The organism is Barnesiella sp. An22, assembly GCF_963931395.1.
In the GTDB taxonomy this organism is placed as follows: domain Bacteria; phylum Bacteroidota; class Bacteroidia; order Bacteroidales; family Barnesiellaceae; genus Barnesiella; species Barnesiella merdigallinarum.
In genome coordinates, this window is the sequence record NZ_OZ007014.1 from 2,672,501 (window position 1) to 2,686,192 (window position 13,692).

9 protein-coding genes and 1 rRNA gene (1 of these 10 running past the window's edge) are annotated in these 13,692 nt (G+C 55.1%); 1 reads left to right on the forward strand and 9 read right to left on the reverse strand.

What is annotated here, in order from left to right:
* The 9 genes from ABGT88_RS11070 to ABGT88_RS11110 form a co-directional block, all read right to left on the reverse strand.
* A 16S ribosomal RNA gene (locus ABGT88_RS11070) occupies positions 1 to 1,318 on the reverse strand; it reaches 214 nt to the left of the window's first position.
* Between the two features lie 258 nt (positions 1,319 to 1,576).
* Positions 1,577 to 2,539, reverse strand: a complete 963-nt coding sequence (locus tag ABGT88_RS11075) for a T9SS type A sorting domain-containing protein (RefSeq protein WP_346702114.1) — start codon at positions 2,537 to 2,539, stop codon at positions 1,577 to 1,579.
* Position 2,540: 1 nt separating this feature from the next.
* Positions 2,541 to 4,424: an endonuclease gene (locus ABGT88_RS11080; protein WP_346702116.1), complete on the reverse strand. Its 1,884-nt coding sequence runs from the start codon at positions 4,422 to 4,424 to the stop codon at positions 2,541 to 2,543.
* A 66-nt stretch (positions 4,425 to 4,490) separates the two neighbouring features.
* Positions 4,491 to 6,542 (reverse strand): endonuclease, encoded by a 2,052-nt coding sequence (locus ABGT88_RS11085; RefSeq protein WP_346702118.1) that lies wholly within the window; start codon positions 6,540 to 6,542, stop codon positions 4,491 to 4,493.
* A 164-nt stretch (positions 6,543 to 6,706) separates the two neighbouring features.
* Positions 6,707 to 7,927: an ABC transporter permease gene (locus ABGT88_RS11090; protein WP_346702120.1), complete on the reverse strand. Its 1,221-nt coding sequence runs from the start codon at positions 7,925 to 7,927 to the stop codon at positions 6,707 to 6,709.
* Between the two features lie 18 nt (positions 7,928 to 7,945).
* On the reverse strand, positions 7,946 to 9,127 hold the full coding sequence (locus tag ABGT88_RS11095; protein ID WP_346702122.1) for an ABC transporter permease: 1,182 nt from the start codon (positions 9,125 to 9,127) through the stop codon (positions 7,946 to 7,948).
* Positions 9,128 to 9,167: 40 nt separating this feature from the next.
* Positions 9,168 to 10,169 (reverse strand): HlyD family secretion protein, encoded by a 1,002-nt coding sequence (locus tag ABGT88_RS11100; protein WP_258327645.1) that lies wholly within the window; start codon positions 10,167 to 10,169, stop codon positions 9,168 to 9,170.
* Positions 10,170 to 10,205: 36 nt separating this feature from the next.
* Positions 10,206 to 11,660: a TolC family protein gene (locus tag ABGT88_RS11105; RefSeq protein WP_087408474.1), complete on the reverse strand. Its 1,455-nt coding sequence runs from the start codon at positions 11,658 to 11,660 to the stop codon at positions 10,206 to 10,208.
* A 218-nt stretch (positions 11,661 to 11,878) separates the two neighbouring features.
* Positions 11,879 to 12,772, reverse strand: a complete 894-nt coding sequence (locus tag ABGT88_RS11110) for a hypothetical protein (protein ID WP_087408473.1) — start codon at positions 12,770 to 12,772, stop codon at positions 11,879 to 11,881.
* Between the two features lie 328 nt (positions 12,773 to 13,100).
* Between ABGT88_RS11110 and ABGT88_RS11115 the strand changes: the two genes are divergently transcribed.
* Complete coding sequence (locus ABGT88_RS11115; protein ID WP_158096849.1) at positions 13,101 to 13,679, forward strand: PASTA domain-containing protein; 579 nt, start codon at positions 13,101 to 13,103, stop codon at positions 13,677 to 13,679.
* The last annotated feature ends 13 nt before the right edge of the window (positions 13,680 to 13,692 follow it).

Sequence of the window (13,692 nt, forward strand, 5' to 3'; positions counted from 1 at the left end):
GTTGCAGACTCCAATCCGAACTGAGACAGGTTTTTGGGATTCGCTCACCATTGCTGGTTGGCTGCCTTCTGTACCTGCCATTGTAACACGTGTGTCGCCCCGGACGTAAGGGCCGTGCTGATTTGACGTCATCCCCACCTTCCTCGCGGCTTGCGCCGGCAGTCTCGACAGAGTCCTCGGCCTGACCCGTTAGTAACTGTCAATAGGGGTTGCGCTCGTTATGGCACTTAAGCCGACACCTCACGGCACGAGCTGACGACAACCATGCAGCACCTCGCAGGCGGCCGTTGCCGGCTATGGGCTTTCACCCATATTCCCCCTGCGTTTGAGCCCGGGTAAGGTTCCTCGCGTATCATCGAATTAAACCACATGTTCCTCCGCTTGTGCGGGCCCCCGTCAATTCCTTTGAGTTTCACCGTTGCCGGCGTACTCCCCAGGTGGAATACTTAACGCTTTCGCTGTACCACTTACATTATATCGCAAACAGTTAGTATTCATCGTTTACTGCGTGGACTACCAGGGTATCTAATCCTGTTCGATACCCACGCTTTCGTGCTTCAGCGTCCGTTGCACCCTAGTAGGCTGCCTTCGCAATCGGGGTTCTGCGTGATATCTATGCATTTCACCGCTACACCACGCATTCCGCCTACCTCTTGTGCACGCTAGCTCGACAGTTTCAACGGCAGCTCCCGGGTTAAGCCCGGGCATTTCACCGCTGACTTGTCATGCCGCCTACGCACCCTTTAAACCCAATAAATCCGGATAACGCTCGCATCCTCCGTATTACCGCGGCTGCTGGCACGGAGTTAGCCGATGCTTTTTCTTCGGATACTTGCAAATCTCCACTCGTGAAGACCTTTACTCTCCGACAAAAGAAGTTTACAACCCTTAGGGCCGTCTTCCTTCACGCGACTTGGCTGGTTCAGTCTGCCGACCATTGACCAATATTCCTCACTGCTGCCTCCCGTAGGAGTTTGGACCGTGTCTCAGTTCCAATGTGGGGGACCTTCCTCTCAGAACCCCTATCCATCGTCGCTTTGGTGGGCCGTTACCCCGCCAACTGGCTAATGGACCGCATGCTCATCTGTAACCAAGATTGCTCTCTTTAGACGAATCCCCATGCGAGATCTCGTCGTTATGGGGTATTAGGCCGGATTTCTCCGGGTTATCCCCCTGTTACAGGCAGATTGCATACGTGTTACTCACCCGTGCGCCGGTCGCCGCCAGAAGTATTGCTACCTCCGCGCTGCCCCTCGACTTGCATGTGTTAGGCCTGTCGCTAGCGTTCATCCTGAGCCAGGATCAAACTCTTCGTTGTATATCTTGTTTTTCTTATTTTATACCTTCGAAGGACTCCCGGCCGAATTGACTTCGTTCTCTCTTTTCTCTTGTACTACACTTGCTTCTTTTCAGTCTTGTCAATGAACTGTGCCCTCCGTTTTCGCTCCGGTTGACCCGGTGTTCTTTCGAAAAGCGATGCAAAGGTAGGCGTTTTTATATATTCCCTCCAAATTTTTTGACGACTTTTTTCTAAAAAATTTTCGAGGATGCCATCAATCACCTATTGGTCTGCATTTTACAAACCGACCTTATAATTGTATATTTGATTGCAGTCGACCACGCGCACCAAATAGATGCCTCGATTCAATCCGACAACTATCTCGCCACGGTCATCTACGGAACCGGAATAGAGAAGCTGCCCCGACAGATTGTATACGGTAACCTGCCCACAGCCCGATAGACCGGAGACAACCACCCGACCGTCGGCGGCATAGACTCGCGGGGTATCGGCCTGAGGTCGGGCCATGCCCGAGAATTCGGCCGTCGTCACCCTCTGCACCGGCGACCAGGGCGAAACCACATCGTCGCAAAGAGCCCGCACCTGATAGTGATACTCGCTCAACGGCTCGAGATCGTGAACCACATACGAGGTGACCTGCCCTACCCGCTCCTGCGTGTGGACGGTATTGAGATAGTCGCCATAGACAATCGTGGCATCGTCGATAGCCACGTTGCCGGTTGCCTTGTGGGCATAGGTTATCTTCATGGCCGTTACCCCCTCGTCAATCGAGAAGGTGTAGCTCGGATAATATTTCGACGTATTGACGTAGCGCAGGGTATCGACCGACGCCCAGTTGCCGCCCACCTGTTTCTCGACCACCACATAGGAGCCGGAACCCGACGAGGCGAAGCGGTACATGAACGAGAAGGAGACGATGCCCTGAGGATAGGTGGGGGTACACAGGTATTCGCCCGTTGCCTTCAGGGCTACCGAGGGTGCCGACTGGCCACTGCTGGCCGCCGAGGTGTAGTTGCCGCTCGCATTGCCGCTCCAGCCGTCGGGCAAAGGTTCGCCCTTGGAGCCCACGTTGTCGAAACCTTCGGTCACGGTGTGCTGCTCGCCACTCTGCGTAAAGCAAAGCACCTCGTAGTCGTCGGCGGCCTGCACCTCTTCCCAGTTGATGCGGAAGGAGGTATCGGTCACTTCGGAGGCATCGAGCAGTTGGGGCGTCTCGAGAGAATCGGTAACAAACTGCATGCTATATGCCGCAGCAACGGTAGCGGAGGGGGGTGACGGCATCGACCCGATAGGTGTAGCGCGTCAACGGTCGGAGTCCGGTGAAACGATATTCCAGACCGAGGCCGGCCGACTCTCCGTCACAGATGTATTCGCGCTCTGCATCGAACTGCATCGCAAAGCTGCCCAGTTGCGAAAAGTCGTCTTTGGGTGCTTCGGTCCATTCGCTCGGGTCGTATACGGCCGAGGGGTGCGTAACGCGGGATTGGCGATAGAGGGTCTTGTCCTGTCCCCAATAGGCTATTTCGCCAGCAAAACCTACCACGTCGATGATGATGCCGTTGCGGCAGAGTGCCACAGCGTCGTTGCCGTTGAAATTGAGCGGCGAATCTTCTCCGCCGGGAATCATCTGCGAAGCCTTGGCGCGGAGCGTGGCGTCGGTCGACTGCTCGTTCAGCAGCAACCAGGTCTCGCCATTCTGCAATACGGCATTGCCCAGCGGGGTATCGTTGTAGAAACTGCCGCCGCCGTTCGACTCGATGCGCAGGCTGTATGCCGAGAGGTCAACGGGAGCGCCCGTGCCGTTGTAGAGTTCGATGGCCTTGTTGTAGCTCGAGCCCTCGACATAGGCCGAGATGATGAGATCGCCGGCAGACGTATTGCCCCGCCAGAGCGATACCCGGTAGTCGGTAGCCGAGGGGTAGTTGACCCATTGCACCGTAGCTTCGGATGCCGTGATGTCGGTAGCACCAATAACGATGAACGAGGGTACCACAATCAGTTGCACGGGGATGCGATATTGCCGCTCGAGACCTCCACCCACGATGGTCAAGGTGTCGCGATATTCGCCCTGTGCCGGGCGGTCGCAAGCGATTTCGAGGCTATACCCGTCGCTCACCTGTTGCGGCGAAAGTGTCGTGGCCGACAAGGAGAATATATTGCCTTGAGTCCAAGCGATACTTAAGGCAGAGGTGAGGTTGTCGCCCAGAATCTCGAGTTGTGCCGAGCGGCTGTCGCCCGCCAGAATCACCCCCATGTCGACCGACTCGCCGTAGCGGGGCATCGCCAGGAAGGGAGCCGTCTCTTCGGGGAAGGCGTAAGCCTGGCCCATGTGGTCGCCCCACACATATTCGACCAGGTCGGGGTAATCGATGTAGGGATTGCGGTTGCCCTGTATGGCGTAGACCGAATCGTTGCGAGCCATCTCGCGTTCGCTCGGCGGATCCTGCCGATGCCACTCGAGCAAGAGGTCGCGGGCCCAATTCTTCCACACCGGATAGGTATTGTTGTCGACCATGGGCGATTGCCAATAGTCGTAGAGATTTTCGTAGGCCGTGACCACATAGAGGTAGGCCCGGGCAAAGTCGCCCTTGTACTCGTCGGCCGGTTCGAAGCAGCGGTCGGTATAGTCGGTACCGAAACCGTTATACCCGATTTTGGAAACGCCGTTGTCGAAGCCCGGAGTACCCGTAACCTCGCCCAGCGGCAAGTTATTCTTCGACGAGTTGGCCGAGCCGTCGGCCGGATAGAGGTGATGCAGGTCGCGGTAGGCGTTGTTCTCGTAGGCACCCCACCAGCTCTTGGGGAATGAGTGCTCGATGTGCATGCCGTCGACCGCCTTGTAGCCATCGAAATAGCGCACCTCGGAGGAGTAACGGTCCCACACACGGCCGTCGTCGAGGCGGTCGGTGCGCGAGAAGCCCTCCCAGGTAGCCCCCTCGCCACTGCCATAGTCGAGGGTGTGCATGGCACTCACTATCTGGTGCAAGGCGGTTTTCAACTCGGCTCCACTCTTGCCGTCGGCGGCATAATAATAGCCGGCAGGCACCTCGGCCCTCAGGTAAGACCCAAGGGAGAAGATTGCCATTGCCACTAAAATTATCTGGATAAATTTTCTATTTTTCATGGCTGTCAAGATTAAAATTAAGGAAAAGCGGGAGAGCCCGAAGCCCTCCCCTGTTTCAAGTCGTTTTTATTGAGCGCTGCGTACCCGCACCGTGCTCTGCATGGCACGCGATACCACCCGCACGATATAGATACCCTCGGGCAACTCCCATTCGGCCTCCTCGCCGTGCAGCACACGCGAACCGCACAAGCGGCCGTCCATCGTGTACCATTGGGCTACGGCATTCATGGGGGCATTGAGGATATGCAGCGTCGTACCCGAGGTATAGACAAGGATATGGTCGTTGGCTACCTCATCGACAGCGGCCGACCACGTGGCTACCGATACGGTATTGGAGACTGTCTGTGCCTCGTCGCCCACATAGGGGGTGACGGTGTAGTGATACTGTACGGCCGGGGTGAGGTCGATCACCTCGTATTCGGTCACATTGCCCACGCGACGAGGATAGCCGTCGAGGGTAACCTGTGTAAATCCGCCACCGCTCTTCACTACCACACTGTGCAAGTAGGCCCGGTGGTCTTTCTCGGCCATCAGGGTGATTTTCGAGGAGGCCGTCCCCTCCTTCACGGGGATAGTGGTGGTAGTGGTACCATTGAGGGTAATCTGGCCAATCTCCTGACCATCGACCGAAACGTAGATTACCGACTGGTCGTCTTTATAAGGCTCGGCAACCACCGTTATCGAGACATCGCCGGCCGAGAGGTCGAGTGCGGGCGAGGTGGCGCTGCCGGCCTTGCTGCCCGAGCCTAAACGCAGTTTCCCATTCTCGACAGCCGTATACCCTTCGTAGGTCCAGGTATCGGGGTTCGACGAGAATACGACGCTGAGTATCTCTTTCTCGGGAGCGCTCGACGAGTAGTCGTCGTACCACACATTCAGTTCATAGTTGGTAGCTCCCGACTTGGGTGTCCACGCAGCCACAAACGAGGTCTTGCCTATCTCCTTGGCCGGCAGAGCCACAAAGTCGTCGATGGCCTGACCGGTGAGGTTGACTACCACAGCCGACGAGATGCCTCCACCCGTGATGTCGAGCGTAGCCCGATGCGAGCCTACTACCGTAGAGTGGTAAGAGAGTTCGACCGTAGCTCCGTTGTTGACGGCATCGGCCGTGAGGGTACGGGGATTGACCGAGAAGCACTCGCTGTCGGTTCCGCCAATCTCGAGCGACACTTCACCCTCGATATTGCGGCCCTTCACCTGAATCTGCATGGTGACGGGGTCGGATACATTGACCGAAGCAATGCCCAGGTCGATAGTCGATCCTCCTTGAGGAGCCTCGATATAGGGCGAGTTTTGTCCCGCAGGCGAGAAAGGCTCGTTACGACGGTCGCCGAAAATCAAATCGACCAGTTCGGGATAGTCGATGAAGGGGTTGCGGTTGCCCTGCTTCGATGCATACACGGCCTCGTTGCGGTCAATCTCCTTCTGGCTCACGGGGTCCAGCTCGTTCCAGCGGAGCAGCATGTCGAGCTGCCACTGTACGATATGCGGATAGGACGACACGAAGATACCGCCCCAGTTGTTGATACGGTTTTGATAGCGCGTAGCAAAATAGAAATAGGTACGGGCAAAGTCGCCTTTATACTCGTCGTTGGGTTCGAACACCGTACCGGAATATCCGGGCGTTACACACTTGCCCCACTTGGAGAAACCGTTTTTCGAACTCGAAGCACCCGAGCCAACCTCGCCAAAGGGATTGTTGCTGCGCATACCATTCACCTTGCCATCGGTGGGATAGACATGCCACACATCAGACTTCATGGGCGACTGTTCGCTAAACCAGCTCTTGGGTACCGAGTGCTCCCGGTTGTAGCAGTCGCCTTCGCTCGAATAGGTACCACACTGATCGGTTCCAAATACAAAATCGGTTACATCGGAATACATATCCCACACCTTCCCGTCGGGACGCTTGTCGGTCGTACGATAAAGATCCCACAAACCGCTGTACCCCACATCGGTCGCGTTGTTGATGATGGTCGACAAGCTCTTCTGTAACTCTTCGCCACTCTTGCCGACGGCTGCGTCGTAATATCCGGCAGGCACTTCGGCCCACAACGAGAGAGAAAACAGGCAGGCTGCCAAGGCAAGCCCGAAACGATTGTGTGAAATACGATTCATAAATTGTTTTATTTAAGTTTTCTTGTTTTTGGAAAAGGGTGATAAAGGTAATGATAATTTATCAAAATCTGCTTAAGAACCGTCCATTTTTATAAAAAAATCAGCGGGCCGACTTCTACCAGAGAAGCCAGCCCGCCGTGATGGAGTTACTTTCGCCAAGCGAGTTATTCCGATTCGAGTACACCCGAATGGCCCCGCTTCTTGTCTTTCCATATCTGGTACCGATAGACCAGACAGGTAGTAACGAAATAGACTCCTGTGAGTATCCACAACATCGTGTAGGCATGGCGCACGTCATAGATACCGGCCCCGGCCGTATTCATGCGCACAAAGCCTTCGATACCCCACGTCGATGGGATGATGGCTCCCAGCCATTGCCAATACTCGGGCATGGCGTAGCGCGGCCAGGTGATACCCGAAATGAAGAGGAAGATGACCGAGGTGAAGACAAAGAGCAGGAACGAGCTCTCGCGCTCCCGCACAAAGACCGAGAGGGTCATGCCAAAGAATATCGAGGCCAGCAGGAATGGCACGGCAAACGAGTAGATCTCGACCTGACTGCCTATCTGCGGGAACTTGAACAGCCACGGTATGAAGTGCAGGATGTAGGCCGTACACAACACATAGAGGCTGAAGTAGCACAAGGCTTTGCCTATGACCAGATGCAGCACGTTGTTGTGCATGTGCTCGCGTCCGCTGTAAAAGAGGTGCAGCTGATGGTGCTCGTAGATTCCCCCGGCCAGCATGCCGATACCCAGAATAAGACTCTGCTGCAGGATGAGTATCAGGATGGCGGGCAGCAGGAAAGAGGCCAGACCCGACTCGGGGTTGTAGAGGTTGACCGAGACGTAGGGAATGGGCTGAGTGGCTACGTTGATCTGCTCTTGCGTGGCACCGCCCAACGACTGGGTTTGCAACCGGCCGCCCAGATTCATGGTCACATCGGTGAGTGCAATGAGGAATCCTTTGTAATTGAGCAGGATACTCATATCGGAATAGAACGATACGACACTCTGCTCGCCCCGTTCGATCTTCTGGCTGAAGTCGCTCGGGATAAACAAGATACCGTAGCAGTTCTTCTCGTGCATCATGCGCTTGGCCTCATCCATGTTGGCACAGTAGGAGACGATACGGGCGTTCGGCGTGGCATCCATCTCGCGAGCCAACTCCCGACTCAACGGGGTGCGGGCATTGTCGACCACCACCATAGGTACATCGCGTACCACCTCGGGATTATAAACCGCAGCATAGACGATGGGATAGACAAAGGGCAAGGCAAAGAAAAAGAGGATAACCCCGAAATCCTGAAAGACGGCACGGTACTCCCGCCGCCAGATGTAGTAGATGTCGGCCAATCCTATTCTTATGGAGTGGAAAAATTTCATAGCAATCTGTTTTTTACATCACGGTACATATACCTGCCGCATGAGGGCCTTTTTGAGCCGGGGCAACAACGGGGTCGACGCTACGGCAAAGAGAATGAGCGCCACATAGTGCCAACGCGAATAGTAGAGCGGTATGCCGTTGAGTGCCTGGTCGACATAAATCAAGAAGTAATGGCGCACGGGCAACACATACGACATGGCCTGGAAAGGCAGATACATGGCCGGTACCGGGAACGAGAAGCCGGCAATGGAGAGCGACAAGACCCCCACCAGACCGGCGGCACTCAACCCGATGCGCAACGAGGGGGCTATGCTCATGATGATGACGGCAAAGCTCTGGGTCGATACCACCAGCAGCAACATGGCTGCAATCATGTGCCAGATATTCCCCTGCATGGGGTAGTGCAGGTAGCCGTACAGCAGGGCCAGATAGAGGAGCCCCATGGCAAAGAAGATGATGGTCTGGGGCACCAGCTTGCCGGTAATGGCGACGATAATCGAGTCGTCGGCCGTGCGCAGCCACTCGCGAGCGGTGGAGCGTTTGATTTCGGACCCGATGCTGAAGACCGTCACCAGCAGAATCATCAACTGCAGCAGACCGGGAAGGAACGAGTTGTTGAGGTAGACCGAGTAGCTGATCCACGGGTTGCCCAGTGCGTGCATATCGGTGGCAATGGGCTGCAACTTGGCCATAATCTGCGACTCCTCTACCCCGGTAGCGAGCAGCACCTGCCGCACGACCGCCCCCGAGGCCAACACCGACATGGTCTTGAAACTCTTGTAGAGCAGCGAAGCGGGTATGTAATAGGCGTTGTTGGTGTAGAACGAAATCTCGGGCTGACGTCCGGCCGTAGCCTTGGCCTCGAACCCCTCGGGAATCATGAGGAAGCCGAAGATGTCGCCCGACTGCATCAACTCGCGGGCCTCGGTAAAGCTGTTGAGCTTGTAGAGCACGTCGACCGACTCCAGAGCACCCAACTGCTGGGTGAAGTCTTGCGACGAGTTGGAGTGGTCCTGATCGACAATGGCCACCGGTATCTTGTGGGGCAGCCCTTCGTGCATCAGGGAGAACATGAAGAGGCAGCAAAACAGCGGAGCCACCACCATGCACAGCACATAGATGGGGCGCGACACGAGCTGCCGCATCTCCCTGACGATGCTTGCCCACAAGCCTGTTCTATTTTCCGTTTGTTCTGTCATATAACAATCTCCCGACGTTAAACGTGTGCCGGAATCCGGCTTACTTATTGCGTTTCAACAGTACCGACATGCCCGGACGCAGGTTCTCGACCGGTTCTACGGGACGAGCCTTCACCTCGAAGGTCTTGGCATCGTACTGCCCCGTCACCTTGGTGGCCCGCCATACGGCATAGGAGCCCATGTCGCGAATGTAGAATACCTTGAGAGTAACCTCCTTGTTGCCGAGTGCGGGAATGACGGCACGCACCTCGGCCCCCATCGTGAGGTCCTTCAGCAGGTCTTCGCGCACGTTGAACGAAACCCACATGTCGTCGAGTTTCAACACATTCATAATAGGAGCTCCCAGGCTCACCAGCTCGCCCACGTTGGGGAATATGTCGGAGATTTCGCCATCGGTGGGAGCCGTCAGGTAAGAGTCGTCGAGTATCGACTCCACTTCGGCCACACTGCCTCGGGCGGCAGCAACCATGGCAGCGGCAGCAGCCTTGTCTTCGACCTGTGCTCCGGCCTTGGCCATCTCGTATTGCGAGCGGGCGGCACTCTCGGTAGCGACCATCGCCTTGTACGAGGCTTCGGCCTCGTCGCGCTTCTGTGCCGAAATGACACCTTTCTTATACAGCGACTCCATGCGGTCATAGGTCTTCTTGGCTATCGTAAGACCGGCTTGAGCCTGCTGCCACATGTCGTAAGCCGAGTTGAGCAACTCGATGCGGGTACCCTTGTCGACCTTCTTGTTCTGGGCTTGAGCCACCGACTCCATGGCCTCGGCTTGCGAGAGCTTGGCCTCGACGAGCGACGAGTGTATGTGCACCAGCGTATCGCCGGCCTTCACATGCTGTCCCTCCTCGACCATAAACTCGACCACGCGCCCGGGCAGTTTGCCCGACACCCGCACCTGGGTAGCTTCGGCCTGCCCCTGGATAATCTGGGGTTCGGGTTTGAGCAGGAACAATCCGATCAAGGCCAAAACAACGATAATGACAATCAAAGCAATGAGTCCAACGACCAAACTGCGTTCTTTCTTTTCTTTTAGATTTTCCATCGTAAATCTTGTTTTGCTATTTTTTTATTTTCTTTTTCAATATCTCATGGTTCCCAAAGCCTTGGCCAGGTAGACCTCGCACAGGCGGGTGTCGATTTCGGCATCGATTTTCTCCGACTGGGCTTCGAGCCAGGCAGTCTGGGCCTCGAGCACGTTGGTCGTGGTAAGCACACCCTCTTCAAAACCCACCTGGGCATTGCGCAGGTTTTCGTCGGCTTTCTCGAGATTCTTCACCGCCATGCGGTAGGTGCGGTAAGCCTCCGAAGCCTTGAAGGCGGCCTGGTTGACCTGCAACTCGATTTTCTCTTTCGTGTCGGCCAGTTGCAGCTTGGCTACGACAGCCTCGCTCTTGGCCGCCCGTATCTTGTTGTAGTTCTGCCCCCAGTGCAAGATGGGAATGTTGAGCATAACCCCCACGCTGAACATGCCGTTGAACTCGTTCTTGAAGCCATTGAAGGCGTTGGGATTGGAGAACGAGTAGGTGCCGACCAGCGCCAGCTTGGGCAACATGTCGGAGAGAGCCAGGTTTTTCTTCTTCTCGTAAATCTTGGCGGCATAGTCGAGACTGAGAACCTCGTTGCGGTTTCTGAACACCTCGTCCATATCGTAGGCGAGCGGTTGCTCCTGCGGCTCTACCCGCTCGAGCGACTCGTCCTCGAGCGTAAATACCGAGTTTACCGGCAACCCGCAAATCTGGGCCAGCGCCATGCGCGACAGGGCCAGACCGTTGTCGACTTTGGCCAGCGTAATCTGCGCGGCATTGAGCCGCACGGCTACCGTGAGGCCGTCGGACTGGGTAGCTACCCCCTCCTCGATCATATCCTGCACGTGGCGGTTGAGGGTGTCGAGCAGGGCGGTGTAGCTCTCGGCCAACCGCTTTTTATGCACAAGCGATACCACCTGCCAGTAGGCCTCGTCGGTTTGATAGACAATCTCCTTCTCGGCCGTGTTGCGCTGCGTGACGGCCAGTTTTTCGGCATAGCTGGCGATGTCGTTCAACGCCTTGATTTTACCGCCCATGAAGATGGGCTGCGTGAGGGTAACCAGACCGACGTAGACATTGTGCACATCGAACTCGAAAGCCTCTTTCGGGATGAGCGCTACGGTCTGGGGAATGGGCTGCCCGTTGTTCAAGATGGGCTCACCCGTCATCGGGTTGGTCACCACATTATATTTATACTCCTGAGTAGCCAGGTCGAAGCTCTTGGTGGGCAGATACTGATCCTCCTCGAGCAGCGAGATGGATTTCTGGTTATACATATAGGTACCGCTGAAATCGATTCCCGGGAAATAGGCTCCCCGAGCCGACTTCTTGGTATAGCCTGCACCCTTGACCTTTTCCTCGGCAATGCGCAGTTGCTTATTGTTCTTCAAAGCCATGCGGCGGCACGAGTCGAGCGACACGGGCTGTTGCGCCGAAGCGGCCAGGAAAGAGAGTAGAAAGAGGGCGACCAGCACTCTTCCCGCCCCTAAAGTTCGGTTGATTCTCATATCTTTTTACCTTTTACACGTTGCAGGGTTAATACTTGCCATGCTTATAGTTGCCTAAACAATTTTATATCTTAAAAAAATAATGCCCTCGGCATTACCCCGCAAAAATACGCCGAGTTTAGCATTAAACAAATATTTGATGAGTTTGTTTTCTATTTTTACTTTTTTTTAAGAGTCTCACCCCACCCCGTCGACAGCAGGCCACGAAGGTGCCCGACTCACTCTTTCAGGGTAAACGAGCGGGTGCCTATCTTGTAGTTGTCGGCAAAGATGTCGACCCGATACTCACCCGGATAGAGGAACTCCTCGACCGCCCAGTACATGGTCACATCGTTCAATTCATCGCCGGTAAACTCGATGAGCTTGCGGCACGAATAGTTGATTTCGCGATCTTCGAAGGGGAAGACGTCGGCCCGGTCCTTGACCAGCACGTCGCCGTCGGGTTTCACGATGCGGGCATAGATATACTTCTCGCCCACCTCGGCCGTCACGTTCTTGGCTATGGAGAAGGTAATCTTTATCTTGTCGGTCTTTTTGATGCGCTTGGCCACCTTGCCCCGCGAGTCGATGGGGGTAACCACCACGCCCACGGCATCGAGCTTCGAGGCCAGCGTCACCTTCTCGGTGAGTTCCTCACGCTCCTGTTTCAGCTGGTCGGCCGTAGCCGATACCTCGCGATAGCGGCGGGTCACCTGGGCATTCTCTTCGCGCAGCTGCTTGTTGGCGACGTTGAGCGAGTCGATCTGCATCACATAGTGGCGCATGATACCGCGCAGGGTAGCCAGCTCTTTCTTCAGCTCCTCGATACGGGCCGAACTGGTATTCTTCACCGTGCGCAACTCTTCGAGCAGGCGCTGTACCTTCACCTTCTCGGCATCGAGTTTCTCGATGAGCGAGTCGTTGTTGAACATCATCTTTTGCCCCTCGAACTGGTCGTACTGGGCAGCCAGGTCGCTATACTCCTTCTCGAGTTCGCTACGCTGCTTGTCAATCTCGACCTGCTCCTTGAAGTCGGACATCTGTTTGTGCTGTATATAGATGAAAATACCTGTCCCTATCAGAGCGACAGCCAACACGGCAATAATAATCACTACCAGATTACTTCTTTTCATAGTTTATCAGAAGCTATTATTTTTCTGCAAAAGTAACGCATTCTCGCCAACCAGCCAAGGTGTAACAGATTATTTAAGTTATAAATGTTAAAATAGTCTATTCATGCGGCACCCACAGGTAGATAAGCAACGGCGGCGACCCTGTCGGCAAAAAGAAAGTAAGCCCGGCTCACAAAATCTTTTTCTCATAAAAATAATTAAGTTAACACCTATTGCAAACGATTTTCCCTATCTTTGTGAAACCTTAGAACAGTTATACGCCTAAGCAATGATGGGAAAATTGATCGAATTTTTCAAAAAGCACCCGATAATCAAAACATTAGTACAGATGGTTATCGTCTTTTTTCTGTTAATCGGAATCACCCTCTACGGGCTGAAACTATATACACGACACGGGAAAGCCGTGCTCGTGCCCGACGTAAAGGCCATGGCCTTGCCCGATGCCCTGCGCATACTCGACCGGGAAGGCTTCAGATACGACATCATCGACTCGCTGTTTATCGACGAAGCCGTGCCAGGCACGGTCGTAGAGCAGACTCCGGCCGGCGGCAGCAAAGTGAAGGAGGGACGTATCGTCTACATCTCGATAAACGCCTACTCCCCGCGCATGATTACCTGCCCCAAAGTGGTCGACATGTCGATGCGCCAGGCGCTTTCGCTGCTGGAGAGCCGGGGCCTGAACGACGTACGCATCCAGGAGGTTCCATCGGAGTACCCCGATTTGGTCATGGGGCTACAATATCAAGGCGAAACCTTGCAAGCCGGCGACAAAGTACCCGCCGGCAGCTCATTGACACTGCTCGTGGGTAACGGTGTACCCGAAGTCTACACCGACTCGACCACCGACGAAGAGGCTCCACAAGCCATGGATACCGAATCGCTGACCGATGAAAGTTGGTTTAACTAAACAGACGATGCGA

Bases quoted from the DNA above. Each gene is read 5' to 3' on its own strand.
- ABGT88_RS11075 (WP_346702114.1), bottom strand. From the start codon at position 2,539: ATGCAGTTTGTTACCGATTCTCTCGAGACGCCCCAACTGCTCGATGCC.
- ABGT88_RS11110 (WP_087408473.1), bottom strand. From the start codon at position 12,772: ATGAAAAGAAGTAATCTGGTAGTGATTATTATTGCCGTGTTGGCTGTC.
- ABGT88_RS11095 (WP_346702122.1), bottom strand. From the start codon at position 9,127: ATGACAGAACAAACGGAAAATAGAACAGGCTTGTGGGCAAGCATCGTC.
- ABGT88_RS11085 (WP_346702118.1), bottom strand. From the start codon at position 6,542: ATGAATCGTATTTCACACAATCGTTTCGGGCTTGCCTTGGCAGCCTGC.
- ABGT88_RS11100 (WP_258327645.1), bottom strand. From the start codon at position 10,169: ATGGAAAATCTAAAAGAAAAGAAAGAACGCAGTTTGGTCGTTGGACTC.
- ABGT88_RS11105 (WP_087408474.1), bottom strand. From the start codon at position 11,660: ATGAGAATCAACCGAACTTTAGGGGCGGGAAGAGTGCTGGTCGCCCTC.
- ABGT88_RS11115 (WP_158096849.1), top strand. From the start codon at position 13,101: ATGGTTATCGTCTTTTTTCTGTTAATCGGAATCACCCTCTACGGGCTG.
- ABGT88_RS11080 (WP_346702116.1), bottom strand. From the start codon at position 4,424: ATGAAAAATAGAAAATTTATCCAGATAATTTTAGTGGCAATGGCAATC.
- ABGT88_RS11090 (WP_346702120.1), bottom strand. From the start codon at position 7,927: ATGAAATTTTTCCACTCCATAAGAATAGGATTGGCCGACATCTACTAC.